The organism is Mycobacterium branderi, assembly GCF_010728725.1.
In the GTDB taxonomy this organism is placed as follows: Bacteria; Actinomycetota; Actinomycetes; order Mycobacteriales; family Mycobacteriaceae; genus Mycobacterium; species Mycobacterium branderi.
In genome coordinates this window covers 3050223-3062982 of sequence record NZ_AP022606.1, presented here as the reverse complement: position 1 = coordinate 3062982, position 12760 = coordinate 3050223, and the positions used below count along the sequence as shown (strand labels likewise).

The 12760-nt window shown below is 69.6% G+C and carries 13 protein-coding genes; 2 read left to right on the top strand and 11 right to left on the bottom strand.

The window, feature by feature from the left end:
• Positions 1-13 precede the first annotated feature (13 nt).
• The 10 genes from rph to clpS all read right to left on the bottom strand — a co-directional run bounded on the left by rph (position 14) and on the right by clpS (position 6744).
• A complete protein-coding gene (gene rph, locus G6N47_RS15615) occupies positions 14-793 on the bottom strand; it encodes a ribonuclease PH (RefSeq protein WP_083134684.1) in 780 nt (259 codons plus the stop codon).
• An 18-nt stretch (positions 794-811) separates the two neighbouring features.
• On the bottom strand, positions 812-1588 hold the full coding sequence (locus G6N47_RS15610) for a cyclic nucleotide-degrading phosphodiesterase (protein WP_083134683.1): 777 nt from the start codon (positions 1586-1588) through the stop codon (positions 812-814).
• 73 nt (positions 1589-1661) lie between these two features.
• On the bottom strand, positions 1662-2483 hold the full coding sequence (gene murI, locus G6N47_RS15605) for a glutamate racemase (RefSeq protein WP_083134682.1): 822 nt from the start codon (positions 2481-2483) through the stop codon (positions 1662-1664).
• Positions 2480-3136, bottom strand: a complete 657-nt coding sequence (locus G6N47_RS15600; protein ID WP_083134681.1) for a rhomboid family intramembrane serine protease — start codon at positions 3134-3136, stop codon at positions 2480-2482. The genes murI and G6N47_RS15600 overlap by 4 nt, the downstream gene beginning before the upstream one ends.
• The gene (locus G6N47_RS15595) at positions 3127-4086 is read right to left on the bottom strand and encodes a cysteine synthase (RefSeq protein WP_083134680.1); all 960 of its coding nucleotides are present in this window, start codon (positions 4084-4086) and stop codon (positions 3127-3129) included. The genes G6N47_RS15600 and G6N47_RS15595 overlap by 10 nt, the downstream gene beginning before the upstream one ends.
• Entirely contained in the window at positions 4083-4367 is a 285-nt protein-coding gene (locus tag G6N47_RS15590) for a MoaD/ThiS family protein (protein ID WP_083134679.1), read from the bottom strand. The genes G6N47_RS15595 and G6N47_RS15590 overlap by 4 nt, the downstream gene beginning before the upstream one ends.
• Complete coding sequence (locus tag G6N47_RS15585) at positions 4367-4801, bottom strand: Mov34/MPN/PAD-1 family protein (RefSeq protein WP_139799767.1); 435 nt, start codon at positions 4799-4801, stop codon at positions 4367-4369. Before G6N47_RS15585 ends, G6N47_RS15590 begins: the two co-directional genes overlap by 1 nt.
• A 12-nt stretch (positions 4802-4813) precedes the next feature.
• The gene (locus G6N47_RS15580) at positions 4814-5863 is read right to left on the bottom strand and encodes a P1 family peptidase (protein ID WP_083134678.1); all 1050 of its coding nucleotides are present in this window, start codon (positions 5861-5863) and stop codon (positions 4814-4816) included.
• Positions 5860-6432, bottom strand: a complete 573-nt coding sequence (gene aosR / locus G6N47_RS15575; RefSeq protein ID WP_083134677.1) for an oxidative stress transcriptional regulator AosR — start codon at positions 6430-6432, stop codon at positions 5860-5862. The genes G6N47_RS15580 and aosR overlap by 4 nt, the downstream gene beginning before the upstream one ends.
• A gap of 9 nt (positions 6433-6441) precedes the next feature.
• Positions 6442-6744: an ATP-dependent Clp protease adapter ClpS gene (gene clpS / locus G6N47_RS15570; protein ID WP_083134676.1), complete on the bottom strand. Its 303-nt coding sequence runs from the start codon at positions 6742-6744 to the stop codon at positions 6442-6444.
• On the opposite strand from clpS, the gene G6N47_RS15565 reads away from it, so the two are divergent.
• Positions 6729-8069: a nicotinate phosphoribosyltransferase gene (locus G6N47_RS15565; protein ID WP_372517551.1), complete on the top strand. Its 1341-nt coding sequence runs from the start codon at positions 6729-6731 to the stop codon at positions 8067-8069. The genes clpS and G6N47_RS15565 overlap by 16 nt on opposite strands.
• Before the next feature lie 21 nt (positions 8070-8090).
• Complete coding sequence (locus tag G6N47_RS15560; RefSeq protein WP_083134675.1) at positions 8091-10067, top strand: ATP-dependent DNA helicase; 1977 nt, start codon at positions 8091-8093, stop codon at positions 10065-10067.
• On the opposite strand, the gene G6N47_RS15555 is transcribed toward G6N47_RS15560, so the two are convergent.
• The gene (locus tag G6N47_RS15555; protein WP_083134674.1) at positions 10036-12648 is read right to left on the bottom strand and encodes a glycosyltransferase family 1 protein; all 2613 of its coding nucleotides are present in this window, start codon (positions 12646-12648) and stop codon (positions 10036-10038) included. The genes G6N47_RS15560 and G6N47_RS15555 overlap by 32 nt on opposite strands.
• Positions 12649-12760 lie beyond the last annotated feature (112 nt).

Below are 12760 nucleotides of genomic sequence, written 5' to 3'. Positions count from 1 at the left end.
CGTCGCCGACGCGTCAGCTTCCGAACGCCTTCTGCGGCGGAGGGCCTTCGGGCAGCACACCCGGATAGGGCAACGCCAACGCTTCGCGCTGCGCGGCGAACAGTTTGTCGCACGCGGCCAGCGCGGCGTCGAGCAGCTTGTCCAGCGTCGAGCGCGGGAACGTCGCACCCTCGCCCGTCCCTTGCACCTCGACCAGCGTCCCGGTGTCGGTCGCGACGACGTTCATGTCGACCTCGGCGCGCGCGTCTTCCTCGTAGGGCAGGTCCACCCGGATGCGACCGTCGACCACGCCGACGCTGACCGCGGCGATCGCGCACGACAGCGGCCGCGGATCGGACAGCTTGCCGGCCGCAGACAGATAGGTCACCGCGTCGGCCAGTGCGACGTAGGCGCCGGTGATCGCGGCGGTGCGGGTGCCGCCGTCGGCCTGCAGCACGTCGCAGTCGATCGCAATGGTGTTCTCCCCCAACGCCGCAAGGTCGATGCAGGCGCGCAACGACCGGCCGACCAGCCGGCTGATCTCCTGCGTGCGACCGCCGAGGCGACCCTTCACCGACTCGCGGTCAGAGCGGGTGTGGGTGGCCGCGGGGAGCATCGCGTATTCGGCGGTGAGCCAACCCAACCCGGAGCCCTTGCGCCAGCGCGGCACTCCCTCGATGACGCTTGCCGCGCACATGACCTTGGTGTGGCCGAATTCGACCAACACCGAACCCGCGGGATGTGAGGTGAAGCCGCGGGTGATGACCACCGGGCGAAGCTCGTCGTCAAGGCGGCCGTCTTCTCGTCTGGACACGCCGCCAAGGGTAACCGTTCAGCTCGCGGGGCTGCCCGTGTGCATGATCTCGAACGTCTCGCCGCACACCACCGCATGCACCGGCCCGTCGAACTCGGCCTTGGCTTCGCTGATCACGTCCTCGCGGGACGTCCACGGCGGAATGTGGGTGAGCAGCAACTCCCGCACACCGGCTTCCGCCGCCGCCCGGCCGGCCTCGGTGCCCGACAAATGCAGGCCGCCCGGACGATGCGGCGAGTGCGTCCACGACGCTTCGCACAGAAAGACGTCGGCGTCGCGGGCCAGGTCGATGAGCGCATCGCAGTAGCCGGTGTCGCCGCTGTAGACAAACGACACCCCGTCGGGATCGGTGAACCGCAGGCCGTACGACTCGGTCGGGTGTGCCACCACCCGCGGCAGGACCGTCAGCGTGCCCAGCGTCACCGGCTCGTTGTCTACCCAGTGGTGGATGTCGAAGATGTCGGAGAAGTCGTCGATCTCGCCGCCGTACGGTGACGACGCCGCGCCCAGCCGCGACCAGGTGTCGCTCGGGCCGTACATCAATGCCTTGCCCGTCGGCGGTGTCGGGTGGTAGCGACGCCACACGAACAGCCCGGGCAGATCGAGGCAGTGGTCGGCGTGCAGATGCGACAACAACACATGCACCGCGCTGGGATCGGTTTGGTGTTGCAGCGCCCCCAGGACGCCTCCCCCGAAGTCGATGACCAGCGGTGGAGTGTCCGGCGCCCGCAGCAGATATCCCGATGCCGGCGAATCAGGACCCACCACGCTGCCGGAGCAGCCGAGGACGGTCATTCGCACGCTGACTACTGTGCCATGTTCGGCACCCTGTTGGCGAAAACATCACGGCTTTACTACGCGACGGCGACTATCTCGATATACCGACGTGACGATGGACGGGCTGGACGCCGGTGATGGCGGGTCCCAGAAACCGCGCGGCCAGCCTGGTGAACGCCTCGGGGTCGCCGGTGGCCTCGAAGACGCGGCTCGCCGGCGGCGCATCGTGCGGGCGTAACAGGTCACGTTCGGTGAGCACCCGCAGCAACTCCTTGGCGGTCTCTTCGGCGCTGGAAACCAGCGTGACGGTGTCACCCATCGCCAGTTGGATGAGCCCGGACAGCAATGGGTAATGCGTGCAACCGAGCACCAAGGTGTCGACGCCCGCGCGCTGCAGCGGCTCGAGGTATCCCTCCGCCAGGCCCAGCACCTGGCGTCCGCTGGTGATGCCGCGTTCGACGAAGTCGACGAAACGCGGGCAGGCCACCGCGGTGATCTCCGTGTCGCGGGCGGCGGCGAACGCGTCCTGGTAGGCGTGCGAGGTGATGGTGGCCTGGGTGCCGATGACCCCGATGCGGCCGTTGCGGGTGGCGGCGACAGCGCGGCGCACGGCGGGCAGGATGACCTCGACGACTGGCACGTCGTAGCGTTCGCGGGCGTCGCGCAGGCAGGCCGAGGACGCCGTATTGCACGCAATGACAAGGGCTTTGACCCCGCGCTCGACCAGGTCGTCGCCGATGGCCAACGCGTGCGCACGAATCTCGGGAATGGTGAGTGGACCGTAGGGGCCGTTGGCGGTGTCCCCGACGTAGACGATGTCCTCGTCGGGCAGTTGGTCGATGATCGCGCGCGCGACCGTGAGCCCGCCGACGCCGGAGTCGAAGATCCCGACGGGCGCCATCGAGCTCTTCATCGCGGCAATGCCCGACGGCGTTCGCGGGCCTTGCGTTCCGGGCTGGACAGCAGGTAGGCCGCGAGCACCCCAGCGATGCCGCCGCACAGATGCCCCTGCCACGACACACCGCCGCACACGTTGAGCACCGGCACCGCGCCCCACAGCACTCCGCCGTACAGGAACAGCACCACGATCCCGATCACGATCTGCCAGCCCGAGCGGGTGAAGAACCCGAACACCAAGAGAAAGGTCAGCCACCCGAAGATCAGCCCCGACGCGCCGATGTGGTCGGTCTCCCCGCACGGCGAGCCGACGTCGCCGATCAGCCAGGTGCCGAAGCCACCTACGATCCACACGATCGCAGTCGCCCACAGAAACCGCGACAGCCCGGCCAGCGTCACCAGAAAACCGAGGACCAATGCGGGGCCGGTGTTGGCGGCCAGGTGCGCCCAATTCGCGTGCAGCAGCGGCGCGAAGATGATGCCCCACAGCCCGTCGGTCTCCAGCGGGCGAATTCCGTTGCGGTCCAACTCATGTCCGCCGAGCTGATCGAAGAGCTCGACGACGTAGAGCAGCACCACGAAGCTGATGATCGTGGCCGCGCCCACCACCACCGTCGAGCGCTTCTTGGGCTGCTGGGCGGGCGGCACCACCGGTCGGCTCACGCCCATAGCTGGCCCTCCAACGCGTCCTCGGCTTCGTCCAAGGTACCGGCGTAAGCGCCGGTGGACAGGTACTTCCATCCGGCGTCGGCGACGACGAACGCGATGTCGGCACGCTCGCCGGCCTTGACCGACATTGCGGCCACCCCCAGCGCGGCGTGCAGCACCGCGCCGGTCGAGATTCCGGCGAAGATGCCCTCGGTCTCGATCAGTTCCCGGGTGCGGCGCACGGCGTCGACGCTGCCGACCGAGTAGCGGGTCGTCAGCACCTCGGGATCGTACAGTTCCGGCACAAACCCCTCGTCGATGTTGCGCAGCGCGTAGACGCCCTCGCCGTAACGGGGCTCGGCGGCGACGATCCGCACATTGGGGACGTGCTCCCGCAGGAACCTCCCGGTGCCCATCAGCGTGCCCGTCGTCCCCAGCCCCGCCACGAAGTGGGTGATCTCCGGCAGGTCGGCCAGCAGCTCAGGGCCGGTCCCGTAGTAGTGCGAGTCGGTGTTGGCCGGGTTGCCGTACTGGTAGAGCATCACCCACGACGGGTTGGCCGCCGCCAGCTCCTTGGCCTTGGCGACCGCGGTGTTGGACCCGCCCTCGGCGGGCGAGAAGATGATCTGCGCGCCGTAGAGCTCCAGCAGTTGGCGTCGTTCGATCGACGTGTTCTCCGGCATCACGCAGATCAGCTGGTAGCCCTTCAGCCGGGCCGCCATCGCCAATGAGATACCGGTGTTGCCGCTGGTGGGTTCCAGGATCGTCGCGCCCGGCGCGAGCAGCCCGTCGGCCTCGGCCTGCTCGATCATCCGCAGCGCGGGCCGGTCCTTGATCGAGCCCGTCGGATTGCGGTCTTCGAGCTTGGCCCACAGCCGCACATGCGGCTCGTCGTCCCAGCGTGGTGACAGCCGCGGCAGGCCGACCAGCGGGGTGTTGCCCAGCGCCTCCAGCAACGAGTCGTATCTCATGTGCCACCGGCGACGGCGGGCAGGATCGTCACCGAGTCGCCGTCGGCGATCGCGGTGTCCAGCCCGCCGGAGAACCGCACGTCCTCGTCGTTGACGTAGATGTTGACGAACCGGTGCAGCTTGCCTGGATTAGCCGAGTCGACCAGACGCTCGGAGATGCCCGAGTAGTTGGCTTCCAGGTCGCTGATCACCGCCTTCAGCGTGTCGCCGCTGGCTTCGACGCGTTTCTCGCCGCCGGTGTGCGTACGCAGGATGGTCGGGATGGACACGGTGACGCTCATCAGTACTCCTCAACGATGGTGACGGGCTCTTCGGTGACGACGCCGTCGATGATGCGGTAGCTGCGCAGCTCGTGCTGCTCGGGTTCGCGGGTGGACACCAGCACGTAGTGCGCATCGGGTTCGGCGGCGAGGCTGATGTCGGTGCGGCTGGGGTATGCCTCGGTGGCGGTGTGCGAGTGGTAGATCACGATCGGTGCCTCGTCGGCCTCGTCCATCGCGCGCCACACCTTGAGCTGCTCGGCCGAGTCGAAGCGGTAGAACGTCGGCGAGCGTTCGGCGTTGACCATCGGAATGTGCCGCTCCGGGCGATCCGAGCCCTCCGGGCCGGCCAGCACACCGCAGGCTTCGTCGGGATGGTCGGCGCGGGCGTGGGCGACCATCGCGTCGACCAGGTCGGCACGAATCACCAGCACGTCAGGCTCCTTCTCGGTCATTAGCGCCGCTCCTCAGCATCGCTTCCGCTCTGCATCGTCACCGGCGCGCTCGAACGCTCCGGGCAACAGGTCGCGGTAGGTCGGTATTCCGGCCACCGACTCGGCGGCCAGCACACCGTCCAGCACCGCGCGGGCCAGACAATCGGCCGCCGCCGCGCCGACCTGGGTGACCAGCGCGGTCTCCGGGGAGAGCGCAGCCGGTGTTTCGGCCGGCGGCACCTCGACGGCGCCGGTGGCCAGCGCGAATACCGTATCGCCGTCCAGCGGAGTGTGCGCAGGCCGGATGGTCCGGGCCAGGCCGTCGTGGGCGGCGATGGCGACCCGGCGGCACGCGGCCGGGCTGAGCGCGGCGTCGGTGGCGACCACGGCGATCGTGGTGTTCAGCGGGCTCTGCTCGGCGTTCAGCTGCGCGAACGCCGCGAGCTGCTCCGCCGGCGGCGGCTTCAGGCCGAACTCGTCGATCAGGTACGCCAGCCACGGCAGCCCGCTGTCGGTGTCGACCGCCTCCCCCGCAGCGTTGACGACCGCGACCGCCCCGACCGTGACACCCGACGGGAGCGTCACCGACGCCGTTCCGACGCCGCCCTTGAGGACCCCGACGCGGGCCCCGGTTCCGGCGCCGACGCTGCCGAGGGCGAAATCGGCGCCGGCCGCTTCGCAGGCCGCGTAGCCGAATTCGGCGGTCGGCCGGCAATCCCAGCCGCCGACCGGCAGGTCGAAGACGACCGCGCCCGGCACGATCGGCACCACGCCGCCGTCCATCGCCACACCGCGATCGTGTTCCTCCAGCCAGCGCATCACGCCGTCGGCGGCGGCCAGCCCGTAGGCGCTGCCGCCGGCGAGCAGCACCGCATCCACATAGCGCACGGTGTTGGCCGGGTCGAGCAGATCGGTCTCGCGGGTGCCGGGTGCCCCGCCGCGGCAGTCGACGGCGCCCACGGTGCCCGGCGGGGTCAGGACGACGGTGACGCCGCTCGCCCACCCGGCACCGAGGGTCGCGTCGGGGTCCAGTCGGTGGTGGTGTCCGACGCGGATGCCGCCGACGTCGGTGACCGAATTCACCGGGACCCCATCAGCGCCAGCACGAGATATTCCTGCAGGAAGGTCAGCCACTGGTAGACGTCGAGGTGCGGGGCCAGCGGATGGTCGTCGGGCAGCCGATCCGGCCCGTCGGGGCGGATGTCGAGCATGGTGCCCAACGCCAAACGGACGTCGTTGACGGCGGCGATCCACGCGTTGGCGGCGTCCTCGGTCAGCTCGAACCGGCCGCCGTCGTCGGGAACGGTATCCAAAAGTTGCTGTGCCGCAACACGTTTGGCTTCGATGATCTCGGGCTCGTGCAGGCTGCGCAGGGCAGCGTTCAGCGCCTCCGCGGCGTCCGGCGCATCCTCGTCGGGTTTGGAGAAATCCGGTAAGAGCCGCCGCAGCGTCTCGTTGTTCGGGGGTTCGGCGTTGCCGGTCTTCATGCCGGTGATCTGCTCGAGTTCGTCTCGCGGCGAAGAGGATTCGCGTTCGTCGAGCAGGCCCATCATCGAGCCGACCAGGCTCTTGAGCAGTGCCGCTTCGTGCGGCAGCAACGCGGACCGAAAACGGGGACCGTCGGCGGTCTCAACCCGCTTCCACTTGCGCACGCCTCGATCTCACCGGTCCTGCTGCATGGTGGCCCACAGGCCCGCGGCATGCAGTTTGGTCACGTCGACTTCCATCTCTTCCCGACTGCCCGACGACACCACCGCCTTGCCTTCGTTGTGCACCTGCAACATCAGCTTGGTGGCATGCGGTTCGCTGTAGCCGAACAACTTCTGGAAGACGTACGTCACGTAGTTCATCAGGTTGACCGGGTCGTCCCACACGATCGTGACCCACGGACTGGCCGTGACGTCGACGGGATCAACCTGCTGCGAACCACTGGTTCCCGGCTTGGTCGGTGCTGACGCAACCATGGCTTCCAGGATACCGATACCGTTGCGTCGTGACCCTTGGGTTGCTGACCGACAAATACGAGTTGACGATGCTGGCGGCCGCGCTGCGCGACGGCACCGTGGCGCGGCGGAGCACCTTCGAGTTGTTCGCCCGCCGGCTGCCCGACGGGCGGCGCTACGGCGTGGTCGCCGGCACCGGCCGCTTCCTGGAAGCGTTGCCGCACTTCAGGTTCGACGACGCCGCGCTGACGTCGCTGGCGGAATTTCTCGACGACGACACCCTGGAGTACCTTCGCGGATTCCAGTTCCGCGGCGACGTCGACGGCTACGCCGAGGGCGAGTTGTACTTCCCCGGATCGCCGGTGCTTTCGGTGCATGGCAGTTTCGCCGAATGCATCGTGCTGGAAACACTGGCGTTGTCGATTTTCAACCACGACAGCGCGATCGCATCGGCGGCCGCGCGGATGGTCAGCGCGGCGGCCGACCGGCCACTGATCGAGATGGGCTCCCGACGGACCCACGAGCAAGCCGCCGTCGCGGCGGCCCGGGCCGCCTACATCGCCGGCTTCACGGCGTCCTCGAACCTCGAAGCGCAGCGGCGCTACGGCATACCCGCCGAAGGCACCGCCGCCCACGCGTTCACCCTGCTGCACACCGGCCCGGACGGCCCCGACGAGCCGGCCGCCTTTCGCGCCCAGGTCGAGGCGCTGGGTGCTGACACCACCCTGCTGGTCGACACCTACGACGTGACGACCGGCGTCGCCAACGCCGTCGCGGCCGCCGGGACCGGACTCGGCGCGGTCCGCATCGACTCCGGCGAGCTGGGCGTGCTGGCCCGCCAAACCCGCGAGCAGCTCGACCGGCTCGGCGCGACGCAGACCAAGATCGTGGTCTCCGGTGACCTCGACGAGTTCGCGATCGCCGCGCTGCGGGCGGAACCGGTGGACAGCTACGGGGTGGGCACGTCGCTGGTCACCGGCTCGGGGGCGCCGACCGCGAACATGATCTACAAGCTTGTCGAGGTCGACGGGATCCCGGTGCAGAAGCGCAGCACCCACAAGGAGTCGCACGGCGGGCGCAAACAAGCTGTGCGGACGAGCCGCCCGACCGGCACGATCACCGAAGAGATCGTGTATCCCGCGGGTCAGCCACCCGACACCGCCGAGCCGTGCCGGGCGTTGACGGTCCCGCTGGTGCGCGACGGCCAACCCGTGGCCGAGGCGGATCTCGGCGTGGCGCGCAAGCTGGTGGCGTCGGGCTTGCGAAGCTTGCCCTGGGAGGGTCTGATGTTGTCGCACGGCGATCCCGCGATCCCGACCACGCAAATCCCGGCCTCACACCGATAACCAGGAGTAGCCACGCCCGAGGTGCCCGCTCTGCTGGCCACTGCGGTGGCGGCGCTCGGTGGCAGCGAGCGCAGCGGTCAGCTGCAGATGGCCACCGCGGTTGCGCACGCCTTCGACACCGGCGAGCATCTCGCGGTGCAGGCGGGCACCGGAACCGGAAAGTCGTTGGCGTACCTGGTTCCTGCCATTGTTCGGGCGGTATCCGACGACACTACCGTCGTGGTGTCGACGGCGACAATTGCGCTGCAACGCCAACTCGTCGACCGCGATCTGCCCCAGCTGGTCGACTCGCTCGCCGACGAACTGCCCCGCCGGCCGCGGTTCGCGCTACTGAAGGGGCGGCGTAACTACCTGTGCCTCAACAAGATTCACAACGGGGCCGCAGACGACGGGGAGCAGGACGAGCTTTTCGAGCCAGTTGCAGCCACCGCGCTGGGCCGCGATGTGCAGCGGCTCACCGCGTGGGCGTCGACGACGGAATCCGGCGACCGCGACGACCTGAAGCCGGGCGTGGCCGACCGGTCGTGGGCCCAGGTCAGCGTGTCCGCCCGCGAATGCCTGGGCGTGGCGCGCTGCCCCTTCGGCGGCGAGTGTTTCGCCGAACGGGCCCGCGCCAAGGCCGGCCAGGCCGATATCGTCGTCACCAACCACGCGTTGCTGGCCATCGACGCCGTCTCCGGGTCGGCCGTCCTGCCCGAACACCAGCTGCTGGTCGTCGACGAGGCGCACGAGCTGACCGACCGCGTGACCGCGGTAGCCACCGGCGAGCTGTCGGCCACTTCCCTGGCGGTCGCCCACCGGCGCGCGGCGCGGCTGATCGACCCCGAGCTGTCCGAACGGCTCGAGGCCGCGACGGCGACGTTCTCGTCGGCAATCCACGACGCGTCACCCGGGCGTATCGACCGGCTCGACGACGAGCTGGCCAGCTATCTGGCGGCGCTCCGCGACGCGGCGGGCAAGGCCCGGTCCGCGATCGACACCGCACCCAGCGACCCGAAGGCGGCGGCCGCGCGCGCCGAGGCGGTGGCCGCCCTCGCCGAGATCGCCGACACCGCCGCCCGGATCCTGACGTCGTTCGCCCCGCCGATCCCCGATCGCACCGACGTCGTCTGGCTGGAGCGCGAGGACAATCGCGCCGTGCTGAAGGTGGCGCCGCTGTCGGTGGCAGAGTTGTTGCGCGACAGCGTGTTTGAGCGATCCACCACCGTTCTCACGTCGGCGACCCTGACGGTCGGCGGCAGCTTCGACGCGATGGCCAGCGCGTGGGGTCTCGCCGGAGACGACGGCTGGCGTGGGCTGGACGTCGGCTCGCCGTTTCACCACGCCAAGGCGGGGATCCTCTACGTGGCCGCCCACTTGCCGCCGCCCGGCCGCGACGGCACCGGCTCGGCCGAGCAGCTGAGCGAGATCGCCGAGCTGATCGCGGCCGCGGGCGGCCGCACGCTGGGCCTGTTCTCGTCGATGCGGGCGGCCCGCGCGGCCGCCGAGGCCATGGCCGAACGGCTGGAGACCCCGGTGCTCTGCCAGGGCGACGACGCCACCGGCGCGCTGGTCGAGCAGTTCGCCGCCGACCACACCACGTCGCTGTTCGGCACGCTGTCGCTGTGGCAGGGCGTCGACGTGCCCGGTCCGTCGCTGTCGTTGGTGATCATCGACCGCATCCCGTTCCCGAGGCCCGACGACCCGCTGCTCTCCGCGCGGCAGCGCGCGGTGACCGCGCACGGCGGCAACGGCTTCATGGCGGTCGCCGCCAGCCACGCCGCGCTGCTGCTGGCGCAGGGCTCGGGACGGCTCCTGCGCAGAGTCGACGACCGCGGAGTGGTCGCGGTGCTCGACTCCCGGATGGCCACCGCGCGCTACGGCGGTTACCTGCGCGCGTCACTGCCGCCGTTCTGGGCGACCACTGACCCCGCGAAGGTGCGCGAGGCGCTGGTGCGGCTGCGGACCGCGTTACAGGACCGCCCGGTTACTCCGTCGCCGAGCGTTCAGCCAGCGTGACCAGGCCCAGCTCGGCGTCGCTGGCGAGCATCGGGTGGCGCGGCAGCACCCGCACCGTGTAGCCGACCGACCCGGCCACCGGAAGCGGCATCGTCGTCGAAAAGACCTCGTCGCCGCCGAACGCGGTGCCGGTGTGCGACATCTCGACGGTGACGGGGTCTTGCAGCGCATCGCCCGCGTCGACCCGACCGACCGCCGCCTGCACGGTCACTTCGTCGGGCGCCAGACCGGCCAGCTGCACGGTCGCGGTCAGGGTCAGCTCCGAGCCGAGCACCGGGGTGTCGGGCAGCCCGGTGCTGTCGACGTCGTTGATGCGGATCTTGGGCCAGGCCGCAAGAGCGCGTTGCCGGTAGGCGGCCAGCTCGCGGGCGGCGTCGAACCTCACCACGCCGTCGGCGTCGACCGCGACCGTGCGGCGCAGGGACTGGGCCGCCGGCCGGTAGTACTGCTCGACGTAGTCGCGCACCATCCGCGAGGCCAGTACCTTCGGCCCGAGCGTCTGCAAGGTGTGCCGCACCATTTCGATCCACCGCGGCGGCACCCCGCGGTCGTCGCGCTCGTAGAACGTCGGCGCCACTGAGTGCTCCAGGAGGTCGTAGAGGGCGGCGGCCTCCAGGTCGTCGCGGCGGTCCTCGTCGGCCATCCGCGAGGCCGACGGTATCTCCCAGCCGTTTTGGCCGTCGTACCACTCGTCCCACCAGCCGTCGCGGATGGACAGGTTCAACCCGCCGTTGAGCGCGCTTTTCATTCCCGACGTGCCGCAGGCCTCCAACGGGCGCAGTGGGTTGTTCAGCCATACATCGCAGCCCCAGTACAGCCGTCGCGCCATCGACATGTCGTAGTCGGGCAAAAACGCGATGCGGTGACGCACCGTCGGCCGGTCGGCGAACCGCACCACCTGCTGGATCAGCGCCTTGCCGCCGTCGTCGGCGGGATGCGACTTGCCGGCGACGATCAGCTGGATCGGCTTTTCCTCGTCCAGCAGGAGCCGCTCGAGCCGATCCGGGTCGCGCAGCATCAACGTCAGCCGCTTGTAGGTCGGCACCCGGCGGGCGAACCCGACGGTGAGCACCTCGGGGTCGAAAGCCGTTGTGATCCAGCCTAATTCGGCCTCCGACGCGCCGCGCTCCAGGCAGGACCGGCGCAGCCGCGCCCGGACGTCGTCGATCAGCAACGCCCGCAGTTGCGAGCGGATCCACCACAGGTGCCCGGCGTCGACACCCTGGAGACGCTGCCACACCTCGGGTTCGGTCAACGAGTCCGAGCCCGCCAGCTCGTGGCCCAGTTGCAGCCACTGCGGCGCGGCCCAGGTGGGCGCATGCACACCGTTGGTGATCGACCCGATCGGCACCTCGTCGGGATCGAAGCCCCGCCAGAGCCCGTTGAACATCACCCGGCTCACCCGGCCGTGCAGGAGCGAGACGCCATTCGCCCGTTGCGCCAGCCGCAGACCCATGTGGGCCATGTTGAACAGTTCCGGGTCCTCCTCGGCGCCCAGCTCCAGGATCCGCTCGGTCGCGACCCCGGGCAGCAGCACGGAGCCGTCGCGGGTGTCGTCGAAGTAGCGCCGCACCATCTCCATCGGGAACCGGTCGATGCCGGCGGGCACCGGGGTATGGGTGGTGAACACGGTGCTGGAGCGCACGACGGTCAGCGCGGTATCGAAATCCAGTCCGGCGTCGGTGACCAGCTCACGGATGCGTTCCGCGCCGAGGAAGCCGGCGTGGCCCTCGTTCATGTGGAAGACGTCCGGCGAGGCCAGCCCCTCGATGTCGACGAAGGCGCGGATCGCCCGCACGCCGCCGATCCCGGCGAGGATCTCCTGTTTGATGCGGTGCTCCTGGTCGCCGCCGTACAGCCGGTCGGTGACGCTGCGCAGGTCGTGCTCGTTTTCCGGGATGTCGGAGTCCAGCAGCAGCAACGGGACGCGGCCGACCTGTGCGACCCAGATCCGGGCCCGCAGCCGGCCGGCGTCGGGCAGCGCCAGCTCCACCGACACCGGGTGGCGATCGGCGTCGGTGAGCAGCCGCAGCGGCAAGCCCTGCGGGTCCAGCGACGGATACGTCTCCTGCTGCCAGCCGTCCACGGTCAGCGACTGACGGAAATACCCCGACCGGTAGTACAAGCCGACGGCGATCAACGGCAGACCCAAATCCGACGCCGACTTGAGATGATCGCCGGCCAGAATTCCCAGGCCGCCCGAATAGTTGGGCAGCACCTCGGCTACCCCGAACTCCATCGAGAAGTAGGCGATCCCGGAAGGCATTGCGACGCCGTCGTTTTGCTGATGCTGATACCACAGCGGCCTGGTCAGGTAATCGTCCAGATCGGCCGCCAGCCCGTCGAGCCGGTCCAGAAACTCGCCGTCGGCCGCCAATTCGTCGAGGCGTGCGGGACGCACCGCGCCCAGCAACGCCACCGGGTCCTGCCCGCATTGCGTCCAGAGCTCCGCGTCGATGGCCGCGAAGAGATCCTGCGTCGGCGTGTCCCATGACCACCGCAAGTTGGTCGACAGCCTCTCCAGCGCCGCCAGACGTTCGGGCAGATGCGCGCGGACGGTGAACCGGCGGAGGGCTTTCACGGATCCATACCTTACTGACGACGGGCCTGCGCCGACGTGTCGACAGCGGCCGCTTAGCCGGCTCCGGGTGTGGCCCGACACTACGGTGGGTATTGGGCGCAAGGGGTGTTCC